Annotated in this window: 24 protein-coding genes and 1 tRNA gene; 13 read left to right on the top strand and 12 right to left on the bottom strand. The window is 65.9% G+C overall.

The features are described 5' to 3' along the window. The 5 genes from HMPREF2581_RS08860 to HMPREF2581_RS08840 all read right to left on the bottom strand — a co-directional run. A partial coding sequence (locus HMPREF2581_RS08860; protein ID WP_070867313.1) for an acyl-CoA dehydrogenase family protein occupies positions 1-837 on the bottom strand: 837 nt, incomplete at its 3' end. 4 nt (positions 838-841) lie between these two features. After that, positions 842-1,924: an LLM class flavin-dependent oxidoreductase gene (locus tag HMPREF2581_RS08855; RefSeq protein ID WP_003130942.1), complete on the bottom strand. Its 1,083-nt coding sequence runs from the start codon at positions 1,922-1,924 to the stop codon at positions 842-844. 9 nt (positions 1,925-1,933) lie between these two features. Then, a complete protein-coding gene (locus HMPREF2581_RS08850; RefSeq protein ID WP_003130939.1) occupies positions 1,934-2,878 on the bottom strand; it encodes an ABC transporter substrate-binding protein in 945 nt (314 codons plus the stop codon). A 9-nt stretch (positions 2,879-2,887) separates the two neighbouring features. Then, positions 2,888-3,955: an LLM class flavin-dependent oxidoreductase gene (locus HMPREF2581_RS08845; RefSeq protein WP_003130938.1), complete on the bottom strand. Its 1,068-nt coding sequence runs from the start codon at positions 3,953-3,955 to the stop codon at positions 2,888-2,890. A 339-nt stretch (positions 3,956-4,294) separates the two neighbouring features. Beyond that, on the bottom strand, positions 4,295-5,191 hold the full coding sequence (locus HMPREF2581_RS08840) for a LysR family transcriptional regulator (RefSeq protein ID WP_003090383.1): 897 nt from the start codon (positions 5,189-5,191) through the stop codon (positions 4,295-4,297). 112 nt (positions 5,192-5,303) lie between these two features. On the opposite strand from HMPREF2581_RS08840, the gene HMPREF2581_RS08835 reads away from it, so the two are divergent. Together HMPREF2581_RS08835 and HMPREF2581_RS08830 are read left to right on the top strand one after the other, a co-directional pair. After that, positions 5,304-5,909, top strand: a complete 606-nt coding sequence (locus HMPREF2581_RS08835) for a 3-mercaptopropionate dioxygenase (protein ID WP_003090384.1) — start codon at positions 5,304-5,306, stop codon at positions 5,907-5,909. Beyond that, complete coding sequence (locus tag HMPREF2581_RS08830) at positions 5,906-7,489, top strand: rhodanese-related sulfurtransferase (protein WP_003138955.1); 1,584 nt, start codon at positions 5,906-5,908, stop codon at positions 7,487-7,489. Before HMPREF2581_RS08835 ends, HMPREF2581_RS08830 begins: the two co-directional genes overlap by 4 nt. 134 nt (positions 7,490-7,623) lie before the next feature. On the opposite strand, the gene HMPREF2581_RS08825 is transcribed toward HMPREF2581_RS08830, so the two are convergent. Continuing rightward, positions 7,624-7,713, bottom strand: a tRNA-Ser gene (locus HMPREF2581_RS08825). Positions 7,714-7,842: 129 nt separating this feature from the next. Between HMPREF2581_RS08825 and HMPREF2581_RS08820 the strand changes: the two genes are divergently transcribed. The 7 genes from HMPREF2581_RS08820 to HMPREF2581_RS08790 all read left to right on the top strand — a co-directional run bounded on the left by HMPREF2581_RS08820 (position 7,843) and on the right by HMPREF2581_RS08790 (position 12,052). Further along, positions 7,843-8,511, top strand: coding sequence for a Bax inhibitor-1/YccA family protein (locus tag HMPREF2581_RS08820; protein WP_003090386.1), 669 nt, complete (start codon positions 7,843-7,845; stop codon positions 8,509-8,511). A 110-nt stretch (positions 8,512-8,621) separates the two neighbouring features. Next, the gene (gene tusD / locus HMPREF2581_RS08815; protein ID WP_003090387.1) at positions 8,622-9,017 is read left to right on the top strand and encodes a sulfurtransferase complex subunit TusD; all 396 of its coding nucleotides are present in this window, start codon (positions 8,622-8,624) and stop codon (positions 9,015-9,017) included. Beyond that, positions 9,014-9,373: a sulfurtransferase complex subunit TusC gene (gene tusC, locus HMPREF2581_RS08810; RefSeq protein WP_003090389.1), complete on the top strand. Its 360-nt coding sequence runs from the start codon at positions 9,014-9,016 to the stop codon at positions 9,371-9,373. The genes tusD and tusC overlap by 4 nt, the downstream gene beginning before the upstream one ends. After that, entirely contained in the window at positions 9,373-9,678 is a 306-nt protein-coding gene (gene tusB, locus HMPREF2581_RS08805) for a sulfurtransferase complex subunit TusB (protein ID WP_003090391.1), read from the top strand. Before tusC ends, tusB begins: the two co-directional genes overlap by 1 nt. Next, positions 9,675-10,010: a TusE/DsrC/DsvC family sulfur relay protein gene (locus HMPREF2581_RS08800; protein WP_003090393.1), complete on the top strand. Its 336-nt coding sequence runs from the start codon at positions 9,675-9,677 to the stop codon at positions 10,008-10,010. Before tusB ends, HMPREF2581_RS08800 begins: the two co-directional genes overlap by 4 nt. Further along, positions 10,007-10,990, top strand: coding sequence for a glycosyl transferase family protein (locus HMPREF2581_RS08795; RefSeq protein WP_003108776.1), 984 nt, complete (start codon positions 10,007-10,009; stop codon positions 10,988-10,990). Before HMPREF2581_RS08800 ends, HMPREF2581_RS08795 begins: the two co-directional genes overlap by 4 nt. Positions 10,991-11,077: 87 nt before the next feature. Continuing rightward, complete coding sequence (locus HMPREF2581_RS08790; protein WP_003138951.1) at positions 11,078-12,052, top strand: glutathione S-transferase family protein; 975 nt, start codon at positions 11,078-11,080, stop codon at positions 12,050-12,052. 4 nt (positions 12,053-12,056) lie between these two features. Here HMPREF2581_RS08790 and cysG read toward each other — a convergent pair whose 3' ends face one another. The 5 genes from cysG to ftsK form a co-directional block, all read right to left on the bottom strand. Beyond that, positions 12,057-13,454: a siroheme synthase CysG gene (cysG, locus tag HMPREF2581_RS08785; protein ID WP_003138949.1), complete on the bottom strand. Its 1,398-nt coding sequence runs from the start codon at positions 13,452-13,454 to the stop codon at positions 12,057-12,059. Position 13,455: 1 nt separating this feature from the next. Further along, positions 13,456-14,736 carry a serine--tRNA ligase gene (gene serS, locus HMPREF2581_RS08780; protein WP_003097631.1) on the bottom strand — a complete coding sequence of 427 codons (1,281 nt, stop codon included), beginning with the start codon at positions 14,734-14,736 and terminating at the stop codon, positions 13,456-13,458. 121 nt (positions 14,737-14,857) lie between these two features. Next, positions 14,858-16,183, bottom strand: coding sequence for a replication-associated recombination protein A (locus HMPREF2581_RS08775; RefSeq protein WP_003138947.1), 1,326 nt, complete (start codon positions 16,181-16,183; stop codon positions 14,858-14,860). A 9-nt stretch (positions 16,184-16,192) separates the two neighbouring features. Continuing rightward, positions 16,193-16,819, bottom strand: coding sequence for an outer membrane lipoprotein periplasmic chaperone LolA (gene lolA, locus HMPREF2581_RS08770; RefSeq protein ID WP_003090414.1), 627 nt, complete (start codon positions 16,817-16,819; stop codon positions 16,193-16,195). A gap of 25 nt (positions 16,820-16,844) precedes the next feature. Beyond that, on the bottom strand, positions 16,845-19,280 hold the full coding sequence (gene ftsK, locus HMPREF2581_RS08765; RefSeq protein ID WP_003131123.1) for a DNA translocase FtsK: 2,436 nt from the start codon (positions 19,278-19,280) through the stop codon (positions 16,845-16,847). Between the two features lie 227 nt (positions 19,281-19,507). Between ftsK and trxB the strand changes: the two genes are divergently transcribed. The 4 genes from trxB (at position 19,508) to infA (ending at position 22,261) form a co-directional block, all read left to right on the top strand. Next, positions 19,508-20,458: a thioredoxin-disulfide reductase gene (gene trxB, locus HMPREF2581_RS08760; protein ID WP_003090421.1), complete on the top strand. Its 951-nt coding sequence runs from the start codon at positions 19,508-19,510 to the stop codon at positions 20,456-20,458. 37 nt (positions 20,459-20,495) lie between these two features. Beyond that, positions 20,496-21,176, top strand: a complete 681-nt coding sequence (gene aat / locus HMPREF2581_RS08755) for a leucyl/phenylalanyl-tRNA--protein transferase (protein WP_003131120.1) — start codon at positions 20,496-20,498, stop codon at positions 21,174-21,176. 54 nt (positions 21,177-21,230) lie between these two features. Next, positions 21,231-21,938: an arginyltransferase gene (locus tag HMPREF2581_RS08750; RefSeq protein ID WP_003108766.1), complete on the top strand. Its 708-nt coding sequence runs from the start codon at positions 21,231-21,233 to the stop codon at positions 21,936-21,938. Between the two features lie 104 nt (positions 21,939-22,042). Beyond that, positions 22,043-22,261 carry a translation initiation factor IF-1 gene (gene infA / locus HMPREF2581_RS08745; protein ID WP_002553999.1) on the top strand — a complete coding sequence of 73 codons (219 nt, stop codon included), beginning with the start codon at positions 22,043-22,045 and terminating at the stop codon, positions 22,259-22,261. Positions 22,262-22,342: 81 nt separating this feature from the next. Here infA and clpA read toward each other — a convergent pair whose 3' ends face one another. Continuing rightward, complete coding sequence (gene clpA, locus HMPREF2581_RS08740; RefSeq protein WP_003090432.1) at positions 22,343-24,619, bottom strand: ATP-dependent Clp protease ATP-binding subunit ClpA; 2,277 nt, start codon at positions 24,617-24,619, stop codon at positions 22,343-22,345. Positions 24,620-24,639: the final 20 nt, after the last annotated feature.

Genomic DNA, 24,639 nt, shown 5'->3' with positions numbered 1-24,639 from the left:
GCCGAGACTGGCCGGCACGCGCTCGCGCAGCCAGCCGACGAGCCACTCGCGGGCGCTCCCGGCGATACCGTCGTAGAGAGCGCCAAGCAACACCGCGCTAGCCTGGGCGAAGTCGCGCAGCACGGCCTGGTCCGGCGCCGGAGGCTGGTCGTGGGGATGCAGGCCGATGGCGTTTTCCAGAGGCACCGCCACCTCTTCGAAGAGCACCTCGTGGCTGCCGCTGGCGCGCATGCCCAGATGGTCCCAGCTCTCCACGATACGGATGCCTGGGCTGTCGCGGCGCACCAGCCAGGTACCCACGCGTGGGATCGGCTCGTCGCTGCACGCCCATACCGCCAGCCAGGTCAGCCCGGGAATGCCGGTGGTGTAGAGCTTGTGCCCGGACAGCCGCCAGCCGTCGCCGACACGCCGCGCCAGCGTACCCGGCAGACCGCCGCGTGACGGCGAACCCAGCTCGGGCTCCACGCGCAGGCTATTGATCAACGCCCCCTGCTCCAGCACCTCGCGCGCCACGCGCCGCTTGAGCGCGCCGGGCCAATCGGGGTTATCGGCCAGGCGCCGCAAATGCAGGTACTGCATGCACAGCACCAGGGCCGTGGAGGGTTCGCCGCGAGCCACCGCGCCGATTACCCTGCGCAGCTCGCCGAGGCTGGCGCCGGGACCGCCGAGCGCAGGCGGCAAGGCTAGGGCGAGCAGCCCGTGGTGTCGCAGCAGGGCCAGGTTGGCATGGGGAAAATCTCCGCTGCGGTCATGGGCATCGGCGCTTTCCGCCAGTTGCCGGGTCAGTTCCGGCAGCCATTCGTCGAACGCCGCCGAGGGAGTCTGCAGGACGGCCATGGGATCAGGCCGTGGCGCGCCGGCGCTCGCGCTCGGCGACTTTGGCGCGGGTCAGCGGGATCAGCTCGCGGCCATATTCCACGGCATCGGCGAGGGGATCGAAACCGCGAATGAGGATATTGCGCACGCCCAGGTCGTAGTAGGCGAGCAGCGCGTCGGCCACCTGTTCCGCGGTACCGACCAGGGCGGTGGAGTTGTGCCCGCCACCGACCAGCCTGGCGATTCCGGTCCAAAGGCGCTCGTCGAGGCGCTCGCCCTGCTCCACCGCCTTGAGCAGACGCTGGGCGCCGACGCTCTGCGGCTTGCCCTTGGGGAAGCCGGCCTCGCCCAGGCGCGCGCCGGCGCTTGCGCGTATCGCCTCGGCCTTGGCCCAGGCCTCGTCCTCCGTGCGCCCGAGGATGGGCCGGAACGACAGGCTGAATTCCACTTCGCGACTATTCGAGCGCGCCTGTTCGCGCACAGCGGAGATGGTTTCGGCGGCCTGTGCCAGAGGTTCGCCCCAGAGCATGAACACATCGGCCTGCTTGCCGGCGACCTTCAGCGCGGCTTCCGAGGAGCCGCCGAAATACACCGGAATGTGCGGTTTCTGCTGTGGACGGATGGCCGAGAAGGCGTGCTCCACGCGGTAGTACGCGCCGTGGAAATCGAAGGGTTCGGTGCTGGTCCAGGTGCGCTTGAGCAGTTCGATGAATTCGTCGCTGCGGGCATAGCGCTGGTCGTGGTCGAGATAATCGCCGTCCTTGCGCTGGTCGGCGTCGCTGCCGCCGCTGATGATATGCACCGCCAGGCGCCCGTCGAGGAGGTGTTCGAGGGTCGCCAGCTTGCGCGCGGCCAGGGTCGGGGCGACGAAACCGGGGCGGTGCGCCAGCAGCAGACCGATCCGGGAAGTGGCCAGGCCAGCGGCGGCGGCCACCAGGAATCCATCCGGCTGGTCCGACCAGTAGCCGACCAGGATTCGATCGAAGCCGGCCTCTTCGTGGGCGCGTGCGAAAGCGGCGATGTAAGGCTTGTCGAGGATAGGTCCGACCGGCGCGAGGGTCTCCGAGGCCAGGCGATGGCCGATCATGCCGAGAAACTGGATGCTCATGGTCCGTACTCAGTGGAAGGCTTCGTTGAAGGACGTGTCGATCACCGTGGAAGTGTCGAACGGCTTGGGCAAGGCACCGGTCTGCAGCAGGAAATCCGCGGTCTCCTGGTAGTCGGTGGCGGCCTGGGCGTCTACCGGGCCGACGCTCATGCCGGCCTGGCCGATCCAATGGCGGGAGACTGCCCGGTCGAGATTGGCCTTCTGCGCCCAGAGGTCGGCGTACTGCTCCTTGTGTGCTTCGACCCAGGCCCGTGCCTTGCGCAGGCGGCCGAGGAAGTCGGCGATCTGCGCGCGCCTGGGCTCGATGGAAGCAGCGTTGGCGGCGATGCTGGACAGCCCCGGCATCAGGTCGCGGGCGGTGAGAATCGGCCGTGCGCCGGAAACCACGATCTGCTGCGAGATATACGGCTCCCACACCGGAAAGGCATCGATGCTGCCGCGCGGCAAGGCGGCGGCGGCGTCGATCGGCATCAGCTTGACGAACTCCACGTAGTCCTTCGGCAAGCCGGCTTTCTCCAGCGCGCGCAAGGTCAGTTGCTGGCTCCAGGCACCGGGCCAGTAGGCGACTTTCCTGCCCTTGAGATCGGCAATGCTGCGCACCGGAGAATCCTTCGGCACCAGCAGGGCTATGGTATCGAGGTTCTGCCGCGAGACGCCGACCAGCTTCACCGGCGCACCCTTGGCGGCGAGGAAGATGAAGCCCGAGTCGCCGAGGAAACCCAGGTCCAGCGCTCCGGCCTGCAACCCTTCGGCCACCGGCGCGGCGGACTGGAAATGCTTCCATTCGACCTGGTAAGGCGCGCCTTCGAGAACTCCCGAGGCCTCCATGGAAGCCCGCACGTTGTAGTAGTTCTGGTCGCCCACACGCAACGTCGGCAGGTCTGCGGCCTGGGCCAGGGAGGCACCGAGCAGAAGCGTGGCGAAGCTGGTTAGCAGGTATTGCTTGAGTTTCATCGGAGCTCCTCAACCGGCGTGCCGCAACAGCGGCAGGCGGGCGATATGGTCATGTATGGCGGGAATCAGGCCCTGGCCGTAGCGCACGGCGTCGCCGAGCGGATCGAAGCCTCGAATCAGGAAGGTCGAGACGCCCAGCCGGTAGTACTCGCCAAGCGCAGCGGCAACCTGCTCGGGGGTGCCTACCAGGGCGGTGGAGTTCCAGCGCGCCCCGGTCAGCCGGGCCACGCCGGTCCACAAACGGCTGTCGAGCACCTCGCCCTGCTCGGCGGCGGCCAGCAGGCGCTGCGAACCGACGTTCTGCGGCTGGTGGTCGCGCAGCGGCAGACCGAGGCGCGCACGGTTCTCGCGGACCTGTTCGAGCACCTCGGCGGCACGCTTCCAGGCGGCCTCCTCGGTATCCGCGACGATCGGCCGGAATGACACCGAGAAGCGCGGATCACGTCCCTGGGCCTTGGCGGCGGCGCGCACTCGGCGGATATGCCCGTCGACCGCGGCCAGCGGCTCGCCCCAGAGCATGTAGGTGTCGGCGTGCCTGGCGGCGACCTCGATGGCTGCGTCGGAGGAGCCACTGAAATAGATCGGTATGTGCGGCGACTGGCGCGGGCGCACCGCTGGCGAGGCGCCCTGGAAGCGGTAGAACTCGCCGTCGAAATCCACCGGTCCCGTGGCGGTCCAGATAGCACGCAGGGCTTGCAGGTATTCGTCGGTACGGGCGTAGCGGCGGTCATGGTCGAGGTAGTCGCCATCGCGCGCGAGGTCCTCGTCGTTACCACCACTGACTACGTTCAGGGCCAGGCGGCCCTCGCTGAACTGATCCAAGGTGGCCAGTTGGCGTGCCGCCAGCGGCGCTGCGATCACCCCAGGGCGATAGGCCAGGAGAACGCCAAGGCGCCGGGTGGCAGCGGCGACGAAGGAACTGACCACCGCGCCCTCGGCGGCATTGCTGAAATACCCCACCAGCACCCGGTCGAAGCCGGCGTCCTCATGGGCCTGGGCGAAACGCCGGACGAAACCGGCGTCCACAGCCTCCCCCAACGGCTGGTCCACCTCGGAACTCGGTGTGGCGGTGATCATGCCGAGAATTTCCACGCTCACGCTGTTGCCCTCGCCTGGGCCGCTCGACTGATAAGGTTGGCGGCTGTCGTTATAAGAAAAACATCTGCATGGGTGCTTTTCTTAGAAGCTACAGGCTGTAGCTACATGATGGAAATTCATTTTTGTCATATCTTAATATGCTAAACACGCATATTTAGCTTTTCCGTCTTTGCGTTTCCCAAGGCGGACACTATGCGTAGCCGCCCTCGCTCCCTCTTCCCTCTGAAGCGAAAAGGGGCTCGCAGGGGAATGTTGATCCCGACTGCAGCCCCTTCTCATTCACGCTCCCGTCTCCCGGGGATCTCCCGGCGCCGCTACTCAACCGGCTTGCATATCCAACCCCTCGGCCACCGCCCTGCCGAACAGCCGTGCCGGCGTCTCCAGATTGCCCAGCAGGCGCGGACGCACCAGCCAGAGCTGGATCAGCGGCTGGAAATCCTCCAATTGCAGCACCTGCAACTGATCGCGGTAGCGGCTACGCGCCAGGGCCGGCGCCGGCACCAGGCCGAGACCCCGGCCCGCGGCGACCAGGCCCAGTTGCAGCTCGCTGCCGAAAGTCTCGAGGTTCAGTTGCAGGCCCAGGCCCTGATCGGCCAGGGCCCGTTGCAGGCCGGCACGGAAGCCGCAGCCATCGGGGTTGAGCACCCAGCCATGGTGGTAGCAATCGAGCAGGCGTCGCGCCTGGATGGCACTGTCGCGGGCGACCACCACGCAGAGTTCCATGCGCCCTAGGGGCGTGGCGCCGAGTTCTTCGGGGAACACCTTGCTTGGCGGAAACAACACCACTGCCGCGTCCAGTTCGGCATTCTCCAGGCGCGCCAGCAAATGGCTGCCCCAGCCAGTGCCGACCTGCGCGCGCAGCTCCGGGTACTCGTCGGCCAGCCGCCGAAGGGCATCCAGCAACACCACCTCGCCGATACTCTGCGGCACGCCCAGGCGCAGCACGCCACTTGGTGTGGCGTCGCCGGCCACCAGTTCGCGCAGGCCATCCACCTCGCGCAGCACCCGCCGGCACTGTTCGTAGACCCGCAGTCCGCTGGCGGTGGGTTTGAGCGGCTTGGTATTGCGGTCCAGCAATGCCACTCCGAGGGACTCCTCCAGGCTCTGTACCCGCCGGGTGATCGCAGACTGGGTCAGGCCCAGGCTCTCGGCGGCCTGGCTCAGGGAAGCGTTGCGGATCACCGCGACGAAGGCGTCGATGTCATCGATTTTCATGGGGCCGGCACCAATTGCATTTCTCGCATATTAGCTTATATTCAAAATGCATTTCAGGAATAAAAAAGCGTTTGCTACCGTACCGCCAGAACTTCCCGGAGTGAATCCCCGCATGTCATCCATCCTGCGCCTCGACCGCCTGCGCCAGTTCATCGGCGAGCTGGCGACACTGCTCGACAGCCGTCCCGACGAATCCACCCTGCTCACCCAAGCCCCCCCCCTGCTGGCCGAGCTGGTGCGCCAGGACGACTGGCTGCCGGAAGACTGCGCCCGCCCCGATCCACAGCGCTACCAACAGTACCTGCTGCATGTCGACTCACGGCAGCGCTTCTCGGTGGTCAGCTTCGTCTGGGGGCCGGGCCAGATCACACCGGTACACGATCATCGGGTCTGGGGCCTGATCGGCATGCTCCGCGGGGCCGAATACTCGCAGCCGTACGCCTTCGATGCGGGGGGGCGTCCGCATCCCAGCGGAGCCCGTCGACGCCTGGAGCCCGGCGAGGTCGAAGCGCTGTCGCCACGCATTGGCGACGTGCACCAGGTGAGCAACGCCTTCAGCGACCGCACATCCATCAGTATCCACGTCTACGGCGCCAATATCGGTGCGGTACGGCGTGCCGTGTTCAGCGCCGAAGGTGAGGAAAAACCCTTCATTTCCGGCTATTCCAACAGCCGCTTGCCCAATATCTGGGACCTGTCGAAAGAGAACCCCGCATGAGCCAGATCGCCGTACGCACCTTCCACGATATCCGCGCCGCTCTCCTCGCCCGCCGGGAGCTGGCGCTGCTCGACGTGCGCGAGGAGGACCCGTTCGCCCAGGCCCATCCCCTGTTCGCCGCCAACCTGCCGCTGTCCAGGCTGGAACTGGAGATCCATGCCCGGGTGCCGCGCCGCGACACGCCGATTACCGTCTACGACGACGGCGAAGGCCTGGCGCCGGTCGCCGCGCAACGCCTCCTCGACCTCGGCTACAGCGACGTGGCCTTGCTCGATGGCGGCCTGTCCGGTTGGCGCAACGCCGGCGGCGAGCTGTTCAGGGATGTGAACGTGCCGAGCAAGGCCTTCGGCGAACTGGTGGAGGCCGAGCGCCACACGCCATCGCTGGCCGCGGAGGAAGTACAGGCTTTGCTCGACGCCAGGGCCGACGCGGTGATCCTGGATGCCCGTCGTTTCGACGAATACCAGACCATGAGTATCCCCGGCGGCATCAGCGTGCCCGGCGCCGAACTGGTGCTGCGCGTCGCCGAACTGGCGCCGGACCCGCGCACCCGGGTGATAGTCAACTGTGCCGGGCGCACTCGTAGCATCATCGGTACCCAGTCGCTGCTCAACGCCGGCATCCCCAACCCGGTGGCGGCATTACGCAACGGCACCATCGGCTGGACGCTGGCCGGTCAGCAACTGGAACACGGCCAGACGCGACGCTTCGGTGCGATCTCGCAGGACACTCGCAAGGCCGCCGCCCAGCGCGCCCGTGCCGTCGCCGACCGCGCCGGCGTCGAACGCCTCGACCTGGCCGGTCTGGCCCAATGGCAGGACGAGCACGACCGCACCACCTACCTGCTCGACGTACGCCCGCCCGAGGAATACGAAGCCGGTCACCTGCCTGGCTCCCGCTCCACGCCCGGTGGCCAGCTGGTTCAGGAAACCGACCATGTCGCCAGCGTGCGCGGCGCGCGCCTGGTACTGGTGGACGACGATGGCGTACGCGCCAACATGAGCGCCTCCTGGCTGGCCCAGATGGGCTGGCAGGTCGCGGTACTGGACGGACTCTCCGACGCCGACTTCAGCGAGAGGGGCGCCTGGAGCGCGCCGCTGCCGGGGCAACCCCGGGCCGACACCATCGACCCGACCACCCTCGCCGCCTGGCTGGGCGAACCGGGCACCCGGGTGCTCGACTTCACCGCCAGCGCCAACTATGCGAAACGCCACATCCCCGGCGCCGCCTGGGTATTGCGCAGCCAGTTGAAGCAGGCACTGGAACGGCTGGGCACGGCCGAGCGCTACGTACTCACCTGCGGCAGCAGCCTGCTGGCGCGCTTCGCCGTGGCGGAAGTCCAGGCACTCAGCGGCAAGCCGGTGTTCCTTCTCGACGGCGGCACCAGCGCCTGGGTCGCCGCGGGCCTGCCGACGGAAGACGGCGAAAGCCTGTTGGCGTCGCCGCGCATCGACCGCTACCGCCGCCCCTACGAAGGTACCGACAATCCGCGCGAAGCGATGCAGGGCTACCTGGACTGGGAGTTCGGCCTGGTGGAGCAACTCGGTCGCGACGGAACCCACGGCTTCTTCGTGATCTGAAGCCATTACCCGACGAAATCGGAGAGTCATCGAATCGACGCCGGGCAGGCTGCGGAAACGATCCGGAAGTGCGGAAGAGCAGCGCCCCGAAAATGCAAAAGCCCCGCTCAGCGGGGCTTTTCAGTACGCGGATATGGCGGAGGCGGTGAGATTCGAACTCACGGAAGAGTCTCCCCTTCGACGGTTTTCAAGACCGTTGCCTTAAACCACTCGGCCACACCTCCGCATCGCGGGGCGCCATAGTACCGGATAGCAACACACTGTCAAACTCTATCGATTGGCCCTGGCAGAGGCTTTGCTATCATGCCCATCAGTACGTCATGGACCCGTTCCCGTTAAGGAGTACCCACACCATGCAAGAACAGCAATATCAGCTGAACTCCGCCGTCGCGGAACAGCGTGAAGTCAGCGGCGTTCTGCGCAATACCTACGGCCTGCTGGCACTCACCCTGGCCTTCAGCGGCCTGGTGGCCTACGTTTCGCAGCAGATGCGCCTGCCCTATCCGAACGTGTTCGTGGTGCTGATCGGCTTCTACGGCCTGTTCTTCCTCACCGTGAAGCTGCGCAACAGCGCCTGGGGGCTGGTCAGCACTTTCGCCCTGACCGGCTTCATGGGCTACACGCTCGGCCCGATCCTCAACATGTACCTCGGCCTGCCCAACGGCGGCAGCGTCATCACTTCGGCGTTCGCCATGACCGCCCTGGTGTTCTTCGGCCTGTCCGCCTATGTGCTGACCACCCGCAAGGACATGAGCTTCCTGTCCGGCTTCATCACCGCCGGCTTCTTCGTCCTGCTGGGCGCCGTGCTGGTATCGCTGTTCTTCCAGATCAGTGGCCTGCAACTGGCGATCAGCGCCGGCTTCGTCCTGTTCTCCTCGGCGATGATCCTCTACCAGACCAGCGCGATCATCCACGGCGGCGAACGCAACTACATCATGGCCACCATCAGCCTGTACGTGTCGATCTACAACCTGTTCATCAGCCTGTTGCAGATCTTCGGCATCGCCGGCGGCGACGACTGATAGAAAGCGCCTCCGGAAAAGCCCGTCCCCGCGACGGGCTTTTTCATTTGAGGACCGGCAAAACACAGGCATTGGTTTATCATTCGAAGAAATCCTTCGCGTATCGCAGCATGAAATTCGCCATCGCCCTATTCGACCCTCCCCACTCCCCCGCCGCCCGCCGCGCGCTGCGCTTCAGCGAAGCCGCGCTGGCCGGCGGGCACGAAATCGTCCGCCTGTTCTTCTACCAGGACGGCGTGCACAGCGCCTCGGCCAACGTCGTGAGCGGCCAGGACGAGTTCGACCTGCCCGCCGCCTGGCGCGAGTTGGTCGAGCGCAACGGCCTGGACGCCGTGGTCTGCATCGCCGCCGCCCTGCGCCGCGGCGTGCTGAACGCCGAGGAAGCCGAACGCTACGGCCGTCCCGGCGCCAACCTTGGCGCACCATGGGAGCTGTCCGGACTCGGCCAGTTGCACGAGGCGGCGCAAAGCGCGGACCGCCTGGTCTGCTTCGGAGGCGACCGATGAGCCAGTCGCTGCTGATCATCAGCCGCCAGTCGCCCTGGTCCGGCCCGAGCGCCCGCGAGGCGCTGGACATAGCCCTGGCCGGCGGCGCCTTCGATCTACCGGTCGGCATGCTGTTCCTCGACGACGGCGCGTTCCAGCTGGCTCCCGGCCAGCATCCTGCGCACCTGCAGCAGAAGGACCTGCAGGCCAACCTGCAGGCCCTTCCGATGTTCGGCGTGGACGACCTCTACGTCTCGGCCCGCAGCCTGCGCGAGCGTGGCCTGGCGGAAGAGCGCCTGGCCCTCGCGGTCGAGGTGCTCGACGACCAGGCCCTGCGCGACCTGCTGCAACGCTACGACCAGGTGATTACCCTCTGATGGCCACGACCCTCCACGTACTGTCCCGCTCGCCGTTCAATGACGGCCGCCTGGGCAGTTGCCTGTACCTGCTCAACCCCGGCGACGGCCTGCTGCTCTGCGGCGACGCCGTGCACGCCTTGCTGGCCGGCAGCCACGCCTGCCAGGCCCTGGAACTGATGCCGGCGGAAATCGAACTGTTCGCCCTGCTGGAAGACCTCCAGGCGCGCGGTATCGAGGACGTCCCCGCTCGCCTGGTGGCGGTGGACTACCCCGGCTTCGTCGAACTCGCCACCCGCTTCGACAAGGTCAACAGTTGGCTATGACGCTCCTTACGCTGGAAGGCCGGGAAATCCGGCTGGACAAGGACGGCTACCTCGCCGCCCTCGACGATTGGTCGGAGCCGGTGGCGGAAGCCCTGGCCGCCCGCGAGGAGCTGGCCCTGACCGCCGAGCACTGGGAGATTCTCCAACTGCTCCGCGAGTTCTATGCGGAGTTCCAGCTGTCTCCGGCCAACCGCCCGCTGATCAAGTACGTCGCCCAGCGACTGGGTCCGGACAAGGGCAACAGCCTGCACCTCAACCACCTGTTCAAGGGCGCCCCGGCCAAGCTTGGCGCGAAGCTGGCCGGCCTGCCGAAACCGAGCAACTGTCTATGACTCTCTCGACTCCCGCCGAACATCCGTTCGCCCAGTTCGTCCGCATCCTCGGCAAAGGCAAGCGCGGAGCGCGCAGCCTGACCCGGGAGGAAGCCCGCGAGGCCCTCGGCATGATCCTCGACGGCAGGGTCGAGGACACCCAGCTGGGCGCCTTCCTCATGCTCCTGCGGCACAAGGAGGAAAGCAGCGAGGAACTGGCCGGTTTCACCGAGGCGGTGCGCGAGCGCCTGCAAGTCCCGTCCTTGCGCGTCGACCTCGACTGGCCCAGTTACGCCGGCAAGAAGCGCCACCTGCCCTGGTACCTGCTGGCCGCCAAGTGCCTGGCCGGCCATGGCGTGCGCATCCTCATGCACGGCGGCGGCGCGCATACCGCCGGACGCCTGTACAGCGAACAGTTGCTGGCGGCGCTGGAGATCCCGCTCTGCCACGACTGGCTGCAGGTAGAGCAGGCCCTGGAGCGCGGCCACCTGGCGTTCATTCCGCTCGGTGCCTGGATGCCGGTGCTGCAACGTATGATCGATCTGCGCAATACCCTCGGTCTGCGCTCGCCGATCCATTCGCTGGTTCGCCTGCTCAACCCCCTGAATGCGGATTGCATCCTGCAGAGCATCTTCCACCCCGGTTACCAGGAAACCCACCGCGAGGCCAGCCGCCTGCTCGGCGACCGGGCCATCGTCATCAAGGGCGAAGGCGGCGAGATCGAAGTCAACCCGGACGTCGTCGCCCACCTGTATGGTTGCGACCAGGGCGAAGCCTGGGACGAGGAATGGCCGGCATTGTCGACGCACCGGCACATGAAGCCGGAACAGCTCGACCCGGGTTTCCTTCGGGCCGTCTGGGACGGCCGCGAAGGCGACGCCTATGGCCACCTGGCGGTGCTCTCCAGCATGGCCCTGGCGCTACGGGCCCTTGGCAAGAATCGCGAAGAAGCCTTCAAGGAAGCCGCGCACTACTGGGCGACCCGAAACGAATCGATCTGATCGATACGAATAGCCCTTTATTTATATAAATTTATCGATCGCCCGACACTAGACTGTTCCTCCAACGACGTATGGAGGAACCCGCTCATGGGACAGTTGATCGATGGCCGCTGGCACGACCAGTGGTATGACACACAGAAAGACGGCCGCTTCCAGCGCGAAAACGCCCAGCGCCGCCATTGGCTGGGCGAGCCGGCGTTCCCCGCCGAGGGCGGGCGCTACCATCTCTATGTCTCGCTGGCCTGCCCCTGGGCCCATCGGACCCTGATCGTGCGCAAGCTGAAGGGGCTGGAGTCGCTGGTCGATGTTTCGGTGGTCAGTTGGCTGATGCGCGAGAACGGCTGGACCTTCGACCCCGCCCACGGCTCCACCGGCGATCGCCTCGACGGCCTGGCCTTTCTGCACCAGCGCTATACCCGCGACGACCCGCACTACAGCGGCCGGGTCACGGTGCCGCTGCTGTGGGACAAGCAGGCGCAGAAGATCGTCAACAACGAATCAGCCGATATCGTCCGCATCTTCAACAGCGCCTTCGACGCCATCGGCGCCAACGCGCTGGACTTCTACCCGGAGCCGCTGCGCGAGGAGATCGACCGCCTCAACGGACGCATCTATCCTGCGGTCAACAACGGCGTGTACCGTGCTGGCTTCGCCACTCGCCAGGACGCCTACGAGGAGGCCTTCGTCCAGTTGTTCGAGGAGCTGGACTACCTGGAAGGCTTGCTCGGCGAACGCCGCTACCTGGCCGGCGAATACCTGACCGAGGCCGATATCCGCCTGTTCACCACCCTGGTGCGCTTCGATGCGGTGTACCACGGACACTTCAAGTGCAACCTGCGGCGCATCGAAGACTACCCGAATCTCTCCGGCTGGCTGCGCGAACTGTACCAACGCCCGGGCATCGGCGAGACAGTGGACTTCGAACATATCAAGGGGCACTACTACGCCAGCCACCGCACCATCAACCCGACCGGGATAGTACCGCTGGGCCCGCGTCTCGACCTGGCGCGCGCGCCAGGCCGGGAACGACTTCCCGGCAAGGGCATCTGGGGAGAAGGCTGAAGGCTCAGGCGTCCTCGCGGGCGCCTTCGAACCAGGCCAGCTTGTCGCGCAGTTGCACGACTTCGCCGACGATCACCAGGGTCGGCGCATGCACTTCGTGCTCAGCCACCAGTTGCGGCAGGTTTTCCAGGGTTCCGGTGAATACCCGCTGCTGGGCGGTGGTCCCCTGCTGGATCAGCGCCGCCGGGGTCTGTGCGGAGCGACCGTGGGCGACCAGTTGCTCGCAGATCACCGGCAATCCCACCAGGCCCATGTAGAACACCAGGGTCTGGCCAGGCGCTACCAGGTCCTGCCACGGCAGGTCGGTGGTGCCGTCCTTCAGATGACCGGTGACGAAACGAACCGATTGCGCATGATCGCGATGAGTCAGTGGAATCCCGGCGTAGGCCGCGCAGCCGCTGGCCGCGGTGATTCCCGGCACGACCTGGAAAGGTATGCCGCGGGCAGCCAGTTCGTCGATTTCCTCACCGCCGCGGCCGAAGATGAACGGGTCGCCACCCTTCAGGCGCAGCACGCGCTTGCCCTGGCTGGCCAGCTCCACCAGCAGGCGGTTGATCCGATCCTGCGGCACCGCATGTTCGGCGCGGCGCTTGCCGACGTACAGGCGTTCGGCATCGCGGCGGCATAATTCGAGGATCGACGGCGCCACCAGGCGATCGTAGAGCACCACGTCGGCCTGCTGCATCAGGCGCAGGGCACGGAACGTCAGCAGGTCCGGATCCCCCGGCCCGGCCCCGACCAGATATACCTCGCCCGTGGCTATGTGCGCGAGGCCGCCGGCCAGGCGCTCCTCCAGGAGACGCTCGGCTTCCGCCGGACGGCCGGCCAGGACACGCTCGGCGATCTCGCCCTGGAACAGGTTTTCCCAGAACACCCGGCGCTGCTGCAGGTCGGGTAGCAATTCCTTGACCCGGTGGCGGAAGCGGCTGGCGAGTCCGGCCAGTTGCCCGTAGGTCGAGGGAATCCAGGTTTCCAGCTTGGCCCGGATCAGCCGCGCCAGCACGGGCGCATCGCCGCCGCTGGAGACCGCCACCACCAGCGGCGAACGGTCGACGATGGCCGGGAAGATCACGCTGCACAGGGCCGGCGCGTCCACCACGTTGACCGGTATCCCGCGCGCATTGGCCGCTCGCGACACCTCGGCGTTCAGCGGTTCGTCGTCGGTGGCGGCGATGATCAGGGCGCAGCCGGGCTGGTCGCCGTCCTGGTAGTCGCGTTCGAGCAGCTCGCCGCCGCCCTGCTCCACCAGATGCCGCAGTTCGATGTGGATCTGCGGTGCGACCACGCGCAGGCGCGCGCCGGCGTCGGCCAGCAGGCGCGCCTTGCGCAGGGCGACTTCGCCGCCGCCGACCACCAGCGCGAGGCGCCCTTGCAAGGAGTGGAACAGCGGCAGGAAATCCATGTCAGCCGATCACCTCGATGCCAGCCATGTAGGGCTTGAGGACTTCCGGCACACGGATCGAGCCGTCCGCCTGCTGGTAGTTCTCCAGCACCGCCACCAGGGTGCGGCCGACGGCCAGGCCGGAGCCGTTGAGGGTGTGCACCAGCTCGGGCTTGCCGGTTTCCGGATTGCGGTAGCGGGCCTGCATGCGCCGGGCCTGGAAGTCGCCGCAGTTGGAGCAGGAGGAAATCTCGCGGTACTTGTCCTGGCTGGGAACCCAGACTTCCAGGTCGTAGGTCTTGGTCGCACCGAAGCCCATGTCGCCGGTGCACAGCGCCAGCACCCGATACGGCAGCTCGAGCAGTTGCAGGACGCGCTCGGCGTTAGCGGTCAGGCCTTCCAGCGCCTCGTAGGAGGTGGCCGGATCGACGATCTGCACCATCTCCACCTTGTCGAACTGGTGCTGGCGGATCATGCCGCGGGTATCGCGCCCGGAGGCACCAGCCTCGCTGCGGAAGCACGGGGTATGGGCGACGAACTTCAGCGGCAACTGCTTGGCATCGAGGATCTGCCCGGAGACGATGTTGGTCAGCGAAACCTCGGCGGTCGGGATCAGGTAGAGGTCGGCTTCGCCGTCGCGGCCGATCTTGAACAGGTCCTCCTCGAACTTCGGCAACTGGCCGGTGCCCTGCAGCGCCGGAGCCTGGACGAGATAGGGGGTGTAGGCCTCCTCGTAGCCATGCTCGGCGGTATGCAGGTTGATCATGAACTGCGCCAGGGCGCGATGCAGGCGGGCGATCGGGCCGCGCATGAGGGCGAAGCGCGCGCCGGAAAGCTTGGCGGCGGTCTCGAAATCCAGCCAGCCGTGCCGTTCACCGAGGGCGACATGGTCCTTGACCTCGAAATCGAAGGTCTTCGGCGTGCCCCAGCGACGCACTTCGACGTTGGCGTCCTCGTCGGCACCGACCGGCACCGACTCGTGCGGCAGGTTGGGAATGCCCAGCAGCATGGCATCCAGTTCGCCCTGGATAGCGTCCAGCTGGCGCTTGCCTTCCTCCAGTTCGGAGCCCATGCGGTCGACATCGGCCAGCAGCGGCGCGATGTCCTCGCCACGCTGCTTGGCCTGGCCGATCGCCTTGGAACGCGCGTTGCGCTCGGCTTGCAGCTGCTCGGTACGGGTCTGTACCGACTTGCGCTGCTCTTCCAGCGCTTCGATGCGTGCGACATCCAGTTGGAAGCCACGGGTGGCCAGGCGGGCAGCCACTTCTTGCGGCTGGGTGCGTACCAGTTTGGGATCGAGCATGCTCTTTTCTCGTCTCGTGTCGGTTATCGGCGGTTCGTGGCCCGGTTGGCGCTTCGCCGGCCCCGGCGACGTCATCGACGCCGTCGCGGAAGCCTGGCTAGCTCCGCCGAGCCCATACCGCTCAGGATTTTCTGCGTTGGCGGGGACTGGTGCGATCCAGCTCGGCCAGGTGTTCCAGCTTGTCGCGGATCTTCAGTTCCAGGCCCCTCGGCACCGGTTGATAGTAACGCCGCGGCTCCAGATCCTCGGGGAAATAATCCTCTCCGGCGGCATAGGCATCCGGCTCGTCGTGGGCGTAGCGGTATTCCTCGCCATAGCCGAGGCTCTTCATCAATTTGGTCGGCGCGTTGCGCAAGTGCAATGGCACTTCCCGCGAGCCGCTTTCGGCGACGTCGCGCATCGCCGCGTTGAACGCGCTGTACACCGCATTGCTCTTCGGCGCACAGGCCAGGTAGACGATGGCCTGGGCCACCGCCAGCTCGCCTTCGGGGCTGCCCAGGCGCTCCTGCACGTCCCAGGCCGACAGGCACAGGCCGAGGGCGCGAGGATCAGCATTGCCAACCTCCTCGCTGGCCATGCGCACCACCCGCCGGGCGATGTACAGGGGATCGCAGCCGCCGTCGAGCATGCGCGCGAACCAATAGAGTGCCGCATCGGGATTGGAGCCGCGCACCGACTTGTGCAGCGCGCTGATCTGGTCGTAGAACGCCTCGCCGCCCTTGTCGAAACGTCGGCGGGTATCGCCGAGCAGATTCTGCAGCAGCTCGGGGCTGATCTCGCTGCCGTCCTCGGCGAGGTCGGCAGCGTTCTCCAGCAGGTTCAGCAGGCGCCGCCCATCGCCGTCGGCGGCGGCCAGGAGAACCTGGAAGCTCTCCTCCGGCAGGCTCAGCTTGCGCTTGCCGAGGCCCTTGTCCTCGTTCAGCGCGCGGCCCACCAGCTTGCGCAGGGCGGCTTCGTCGAGGCTCTTGAGGACATACACGCGAGCCCGCGAGAGCAGCGCGTTGTTCAACTCGAAGGACGGGTTCTCGGTGGTCGCGCCAATGAAGATCAGCGTGCCGTCTTCCACATAGGGCAGGAAGGCATCCTGCTGGCTCTTGTTGAAGCGGTGCACCTCGTCGACGAACAGGATGGTCCGGCGCCCGTATTGCGCCGCGTGCTGCTTGGCCACCTCGACCGCCTGGCGGATCTCCTTGACCCCGGACAGCACCGCGGAAATGGTCTCGAAATGAGCGTCCGACACCTGCGCCAGCAGCCGCGCCAGGGTGGTCTTGCCGACTCCCGGCGGGCCCCAGAAGATCATCGAGTGCAGCGCGCCCTGCTCCAGCGCCTCGCGCAAGGGCTTACCGCGGGCCAGCAGGTGTTCCTGCCCCACGTACTCGTCCAGGTTTGCGGGCCTCAGCCGTGCCGCCAGGGGCTGCGCGACGGGCTCGCTGCGGAACAGATCCACGGCTTGCGCTTACTCCTGGATCACGTCGACGCCCGGCGGAACGTCGAAGGTGAATTGCTTGGCATCCAGCGCCTCGTTCATCTTCACGTCGAAGAACAGGATGTTGGTGCGCTGGCCGACGCCATCGATCATCTGCATGTCGTTCACCTTGCCGCTGCGGAACGACAGGCGCAAGGTGTCGAAGAGGGTGTCCTTGGTCTTCGGCTTGAGTACGAAATCGACTACGTTGCCGCCTTCCTTGTAGGTGATGGCGAAGCTTTCGCTGATCTTCGAGATGTCGCCGGAGAGCAGCAGCGCCGGCGTCTGGGTCAGGCGCTGATCGAGCTTCTGGATGGTCACCTGCTCCAGGTCCGGGTCGTACAGCCAGACCTTCTCGCCGTTGGAAATGAGCAATTGCTCGTTCGGCGCATCGGTATGCCAGCGGAACAGTCCCGGCCGCTTCAGGCTGAGTTGGCCGGCGGTTTCCTGCAGGCGCGTGCCGCTACCGTCCAGGGTCAGTTGGGAAAAACGCGCGGTCAGGGTCTGGGCCTTATTCAGCAGGCCGGTCAGGCGCTGGACAGCGGCGCTGTCGTCGGCATGGGCCAGCGAAGCGCCCATGGCCAGGGCGGCAACGAACAACGTGCGGATCAGTCGCATCGGAATCCTCTAAAACCTGTCGGGTTCAATCACGAACCGGCGCCGGCGCGATGACTTCGCGGGAGCCGTTGGTATTCATCGGGGTGACCACGCCGGCCATCTCCATCGCCTCGATCATCCGCGCGGCGCGGTTGTAGCCGATCTTCAGCTTGCGTTGCACGGCGGAGATCGATGCCCGGCGACTCTCGGTGACGAAACGTACCGCCTCGTCGTAGAGCGGGTCGTCCTCGCTGCCTTCGCCGGAGCCGTCGCCGCCATCGAAGGAACCGCCACCGCCGCCGCCTTCGTCGACGCCAGCGAGGATGTCCTCGATGTAGTCGGGCGCGCCGCGCAGCTTCCAGGCCTCGACCACCCGGTGCACCTCGTCGTCGGAAACGAAGGCGCCGTGTACGCGAATCGGCAGGCCTGTGCCCGGCGGCAGGTAGAGCATGTCGCCGTGGCCGAGCAGTTGTTCGGCGCCCCCCTGGTCGAGGATGGTGCGCGAGTCGATCTTGCTGGAGACCTGGAAGGCGATCCGGGTCGGAATGTTGGCCTTGATCAGGCCGGTGATCACGTCCACCGACGGCCGCTGGGTCGCCAGGATCAGGTGGATACCGGCCGCCCGCGCCTTCTGCGCGATACGGGCGATAAGCTCCTCGACCTTCTTGCCGACGATCATCATCATGTCGGCGAATTCGTCGACCACCACCACGATGGTCGGCAGGGTGCTCAGTTGCGGCGGCTCGTCGTCCGGGCTTTCGCGACGGAACAGCGGGTCGGTCAGCGGCGTGCCGGCCTCCTCGGCGTCCTTCACCTTGCGATTGAAGCCAGCCAGGTTGCGCACGCCCATGGCCGCCATCAGGCGGTAGCGCCGCTCCATCTCCGCCACGCTCCAGCGCAGGGCGTTGGCGGCTTCCTTCATGTCGGTGACCACCGGGCAGAGCAGGTGCGGGATCCCTTCGTAGATCGACAGTTCGAGCATCTTCGGGTCGATCATGATCAGTCGCGCCTCGCTCGGCGTAGACTTGAACAGGATCGACAGGAGCATGGCGTTGACCCCCACCGACTTACCGGAGCCGGTGGTACCGGCCACCAGCAGGTGCGGCATCTTCGCCAGGTCGGTGATGATCGGCCGACCGCCGATGTCGTGGCCCAGGGCCAGCGGCACGGTGGACTTGTGCTCGTCGTACTCCGGCGACGACAGCACTTCGGAGAAGCGCACCATCTGCCGGTCTTCATTGGGAATCTCGATGCCGACGGTGGTCTTGCCGGGAATCACTTCCACCACCCGCACGCTGATCACCGCCAACGAGCGCGCCAGGTCCTTGGCCAGGTTGGAAATGCGGCTGACCTTGACCCCCGCCGCGGGCTGGATCTCGAAACGGGTGATCACGGGGCCCGGATGCACCGAATCCACGCTGACCTCGACGCCGAACTCCTTCAGCTTGATCTCCAGCAGGCGCGACATCGCCTCCAGCGACTCGGGCGAGTAGCTCTTCTGCTTCACTTCCGCCGGGTCGAGCAGCGACAGCGGCGGCAGGGTGCCCTCCACCGCCGTATCGACGAACAGCGGCGCCTGCTTCTCTTTCAGCACGCGCTTGCTCGGCTCCGGGGCCTTCGGAGGCGGTGGCGGATCGATCTTCGGCGGCGGGCGCTTCTCCCGCTCGCTCATGTGCTTGGCCAGGGCCTCTTCGCGTTCCAGCAGGCGCTCCTTGGCCTTGGACTGTTCGCGGCGGTCCGGCACGCTCGGCGCCACCACCTCGGCGACGCGCTCGTCGACCTCGCGCAGTTGCGCGACCAGTTGCTTGCGCTCGGCGCGCGCGCCCATCCAGCGATTGAAGGCGTTCTGGATCAGTTCGAAGAAGTCCAGGGTGATCTTGCCGGTGACATCCATCACCTTGAACCAGGAGAGGTCGGCGAACACCGTCAGGCCGAAGAGGAACAGGGCGAAGAACACCAGCGTGCTGCCCTGCACGTTCAGCGCATCCACCGCGACGCGGCCCAGGCTCTGGCCGATGGCGCCGCCGGCCGAGGCGCTGGCCGGCATGTGGCCGCTGGCGTGGAAATGGATGTAGGCCAGTGCCGAGCCGGCCAGGATCAGGAAGATCAGCCCGACCAGGCGCCAGGAAAACAGCCAGGTGTTCCATTCCCACGGCAGGTTGCGGCGGCGGAATACCTGCCAAGTCTTGATGCCCAGCAACAGCGGAAAGAGGTAGGCGAAGTAGCCGAGCGTCATGAACAGGATATCGGCGGATACCGCACCGAGCCGACCGGCGGCATTCTGCACCTGGTCAACCTGGCTCGAGTGACTCCAGCTCGGATCGGCCGGGTCATAGGTGAGCAGAGCCATCCACAAGTAGAGGCAGAGCGCGCCCAGCGCGATCAGGACCCCTTCCTTCAGGCGGGAATGCAGTTGCTGACGCCATGCGGCGGCATGGCTCGCGGTGGTCGAATCCTTCAAATCGCTATTTTTCCTGCGCACGGCTGGTGCTTTAGAAGCTGTCTTGGTCAAAACGCGCCTATTGTACGGCTTTAGGGAAACTCTGAAAAATCACACCCGAAATCAGCGGCAATCCGTGCGTGGCTGATCCCGGCCCCGGGGTTTTGCCGGCCTTTTGCGGATAGGTGTAGCATAGCCGGCAGAACTCTTCAGGCGGCTCCATTGGAGCACGCATTTTCTTATGTGACAAAGGCTTATGGAGTCTTTTTATGAGTGAAGTCAAGCATTCGCGCCTCATCATCCTGGGCTCCGGTCCGGCCGGCTATACCGCCGCCGTGTACGCCGCACGCGCCAATCTCAAGCCAGTGGTGATCACCGGCATCCAGCCAGGCGGCCAGCTGACCACCACCACCGAAGTCGACAACTGGCCGGGCGACGTCGAAGGCCTTACCGGCCCGGCGCTGATGACCCGCATGCAGCAGCACGCCGAGCGTTTCGACACCGAGATCGTCTACGACCACATCCACACCGCCGAGTTGCAACAGCGCCCCTTCACACTGAAGGGCGATAGTGGCACTTATACCTGCGATGCATTGATCATTGCCACCGGTGCCTCCGCGCAATACCTGGGCATGTCGTCGGAAGAAGCCTTCATGGGCAAGGGCGTTTCCGCCTGCGCCACCTGCGACGGCTTCTTCTACCGCAACCAGGTGGTCTGCGTGGTCGGCGGCGGCAATACCGCCGTCGAGGAAGCGCTGTACCTGGCCAACATCGCCAAGGAAGTCCACCTGATCCACCGTCGCGACAAGCTGCGTTCGGAGAAAATCCTCCAGGACAAGCTGTTCGACAAGGCCGAGAACGGCAACGTGCGCCTGCACTGGAACACCACCCTGGACGAGGTGCTGGGCGACGCCAGCGGCGTCACCGGCGTACGCCTGAAGAGCACCATCGACGGCAGCACCAGCGAACTGTCGCTGGCCGGCGTGTTCATCGCCATCGGCCACAAGCCGAACACCGACCTGTTCCAGGGCCAACTGGAAATGCGCGACGGCTACCTGCGGATCCACGGCGGCAGCGAAGGCAACGCCACCCAGACCAGCATCGAAGGCGTGTTCGCCGCCGGCGACGTGGCCGACCACGTCTACCGCCAGGCCATCACTTCCGCCGGCGCCGGCTGCATGGCCGCGCTGGATGCCGAAAAATACCTCGACGACCATTGATCGGACCCGGGGGAGGCCCGCCCTCCCCTACCCCGCCATGCTGACCTGGCTTTCCCGCACCGACTTCGACTTTCCGCCCCTCGACAAGGCCCTGCAGGAGCCCAACGGGCTGCTCGCGGCCGGAGGCGACCTCAATCCGCAACGCCTGGTCGCAGCCTATCGCCACGGCTGCTTCCCCTGGTACCAGGATGGCCAGCCAATCCTCTGGTGGTCGCCCGACCCGCGCACCGTCCTGTTCCCCGACGAACTGCACGTTTCCCGCAGCCTGGCCAAGTGCCTGCGCCAGCAACGCTTCGAAGTCACTTTCAACCATGACTTCCGGGCGGTGATCCAGGCTTGTGCCGCGCCGCGCGACTACGCCGACGGCACCTGGATCACCACGCCGATGCAACTGGCCTACCAGGAGCTGCACCTGCGCGGAATTGCCCACTCCGTGGAAGTCTGGCAGGAGCGACAACTGGTCGGCGGCCTCTACGGCCTGGCCATGGGCAGGCTGTTCTTCGGCGAATCGATGTTCAGCCGCGCCGACAACGCTTCCAAGGTCGGCTTCGTCACGCTGGTCCGCCATCTGCGCGACGCCGGCTTCGTCCTCATCGACTGCCAGATGCCGACCCGCCACCTGCACAGCCTGGGCGCCCGCGCCATCAGCCGGGGGGAATTCGCCGACTACCTGCAACGCTATCGCGACCAGCCTCCTACCGGCGACCTGGATTTTTAGGCGAGTTTCCGTGCCTGGCATAAACTTGCTTATGGGTCCCTGCTGGAGTTCACCATGACCGAACTCGCCCGACTGAAGTTCTACGCGACGCAACCGCACCCGTGCAGCTACCTGCCCGAGGAGCAGGCAACCACCCTGTTCCTCGATCCCAGCCAGCCCATGGACACGCAGCTGTACGCCTCGCTGTCGGAAGTCGGCTTCCGCCGTAGCGGCGACCATCTCTATCGTCCGCACTGCCAGCATTGCACCGCCTGCATCGCCGCGCGCATACCGGTCGCCGACTTCAGCCCGAACCGCCAGCAGCGGCGCATCCTCAAGCGCAATGCGGAACTGCAGGTGATCCGCAAGCGACCGAGCTTCAACGAGGAGTACTACGACCTCTATCGGCGCTACATCGAGCAACGCCACGCCGACGGCGACATGTATCCGCCCAGCCGCGACCAGTTCGCCACCTTCCTGGTCCGCGACCTGCCCTTCTGCTGCTTCTTCGAGTTCCGCCTGCATGGCCGCCTGCTGGCCATAGCCGTGACGGACGTGCTGCCGAACGGACTCTCGGCCGTCTATACCTTCTACGATCCCGACGAAGAGCAGCGCAGCCTGGGACGCTATGCGATCCTCTGGCAGATCGCCGAGACCGAACGCCTGGGCCTGCAGGCCGTCTACCTGGGCTACTGGATCAAGAATTGCCGCAAGATGAACTACAAGACCCAGTACCGGCCCATCGAACTGTTCGTCAACCAGCGCTGGGTCGCCCTCACCTGATAGCCGTGTGGCGCTATTGTCGATTTTCTGGCACAATGCACGCCGCTTTTCACGGCCCACCTCTCATTGAAAGGGCCACCCATAGATACCGAGGGCTCTACTGCATGTCGAAAGAAGACAGCTTCGAAATGGAAGGTACTGTCGTCGACACCCTGCCCAACACCATGTTCCGTGTGGAGTTGGAAAATGGGCACGTCGTCACCGCGCACATCTCCGGCAAAATGCGCAAGAACTACATCCGCATCCTCACCGGCGACAAGGTTCGCGTGGAACTGACGCCCTACGACCTGAGCAAGGGCCGCATCACCTACCGCGCCCGCTGAGTCGACACGAGCCGCTGCGGCTCGCCGATTGCAAAAGAAAACGCCCGGCATCTGCCGGGCGTTTTCGTTGCCGCGCTCGGATCAGGCGGGCTCCGCCGCCGTGATCTCGAACTCGAAGGCCAGCTCGTCGCCCTTCAGGTCGACATGCACCAGGCCGCCATGCTCGGCCAGCTCGCCGAACAGGATCTCCTCGGCCAACGGCCGCTTGATCTTGTCCTGGATAAGCCGCGCCATCGGTCGCGCACCCATCTGCACGTCGTAGCCCTTCTCCGCCAGCCAGCCGCGCGCCGCATCGCTGACCTCGAGCTGGACGCGCTTGTCCTCCAGCTGCGCCTGCAGCTCGGTGAGGAACTTGTCGACCACGCTCTTGATCGTCTCGGTGCTCAGGCGGCCGAACTGGATGATGGTATCCAGGCGGTTGCGGAACTCCGGGGTGAAGCTCTTCTTGATCACTTCCATCGCATCGGTGGTGTGATCCTGCTGGTTGAAGCCGATCGACGCGCGCGCCGCCACTTCCGCGCCGGCGTTGGTGGTCATGATCAGGATGATGTTGCGGAAGTCCGCCTTGCGCCCGTTGTTGTCGGTCAGGGTGCCGTGGTCCATCACCTGCAGCAGCAGGTTGAAGACCTCCGGGTGAGCCTTCTCGATCTCGTCGAGCAGCAACACGCAGTGCGGGGTCTTGGTGATCGCCTCGGTGAGCAGGCCGCCCTGGTCGAAGCCGACGTAGCCCGGAGGCGCACCGATCAGCCGCGACACGGTATGCCGCTCCATGTACTCGGACATGTCGAAGCGCACCAGTTCCACGCCCAAGGCCTTCGCCAACTGCCGCGCCACTTCGGTCTTGCCCACGCCGGTGGGACCGGCGAAGAGGAACGAGCCGACCGGCTTGTCCGGCGCCTTGAGCCCGGCCCGGGACAGCTTGATCGCGGTGGACAGCGACTCGATGGCGTCGTCCTGGCCGAACACGGTCAGCTTGAGGTCGCGTTCGAGGTTGCGCAGCAACTCCTTGTCCGAGGTGGTGACGTGTTTCGGCGGGATCCGCGCGATCTTCGCCACGATATCCTCGACCTGCGCCACCTCGATGCGCTTCACGCGCTTCTCTTCCGGCTGCAGGCGCTGGTAGGCGCCCGCCTCGTCGATGACGTCGATGGCCTTGTCCGGCATGTGCCGGTCGTTGATGTAGCGCGCCGCCAGCTCGGCCGCGGCGCGCAGCGCCTCGTCGCTGTACTCGATGTGGTGATGCTGCTCGAAGCGCCCCTTGAGGCCCTTGAGGATGCCATAGGTGTCTTCCACCGACGGCTCGGTCACGTCGACCTTCTGGAAGCGCCGCGCCAAGGCCCGGTCCTTCTCGAAGATGCCGCGGAACTCCTGGAAGGTGGTCGAGCCGATGCAGCGGATCTCGCCCGAGGACAGAACCGGCTTGAGCAGGTTGGAGGCGTCCATTACCCCGCCGGATGCTGCACCGGCGCCGATGATGGTATGGATCTCGTCGATGAACAGCACCGCGTGCGGGCGCTTGCGCAACTCGTTGAGCAAGGCCTTGAAGCGCTTCTCGAAGTCGCCGCGGTACTTGGTACCCGCGAGCAAGGCACCCAGGTCGAGGGAGTAGACCACGCTGTCGGCCAGCAGGTCCGGCACCTGGCCATCGACGATGCGCTTGGCCAGGCCTTCGGCGATGGCCGTCTTGCCGACCCCCGCCTCGCCTACCAGCAGCGGGTTGTTCTTGCGCCGGCGGGCAAGGATCTGCGCCACCCGCTCGACTTCATGCTCACGCCCCACCAGCGGGTCGATCCGCCCCTGGCGAGCCAGTTCGTTGAGGTTGCTGGCATAGGCGTCCAGCGGATGGTTGGACGTGGCCGACTCGCCACCTTCCTCATCCTGCATATCCTGCTCCCCATCCTGCGGATGTTCGGCATGCCCGGGCACCTTGGAGATGCCGTGGGCGATGTAGTTCACCACATCGATACGCGCGATGCTCTGCTGCTTGAGCAGGAACACCGCCTGGCTTTCCTGTTCGCTGAAGATCGCCACCAGGACATTGGCCCCGGTCACTTCGCGCTTGCCGGAACTCTGCACGTGGAACACCGCACGCTGCAGGACGCGCTGGAAGCCCAGCGTCGGCTGGGTTTCGCGCTCGTCGTCGTGCTGCGGGATCAGCGGCGTGGTGGAATCGATGAATTCCTGCAGGTCGCGCCGCAGCTTGTCCAGGTTGGCACCGCACGCACGCAATACCGTTGCCGCCGCCTCATTGTCCAGCAAGGCCAGCAGCAGGTGCTCAACCGTCATGAATTCATGGCGTTTGGCCCTCGCCTCCTTGAAGGCGAGATTGAGGGTGACTTCGAGCTCTCGATTCAACATGGCTTCACCTCGCTCCCAAA

It is taken from the genome of Pseudomonas sp. HMSC057H01, assembly GCF_001836405.1.
Taxonomy (GTDB): Bacteria; Pseudomonadota; Gammaproteobacteria; order Pseudomonadales; family Pseudomonadaceae; genus Pseudomonas; species Pseudomonas aeruginosa.
Note: the sequence above shows the minus strand (reverse complement) of the source record. Positions and strands in the feature narration are given on the sequence as shown.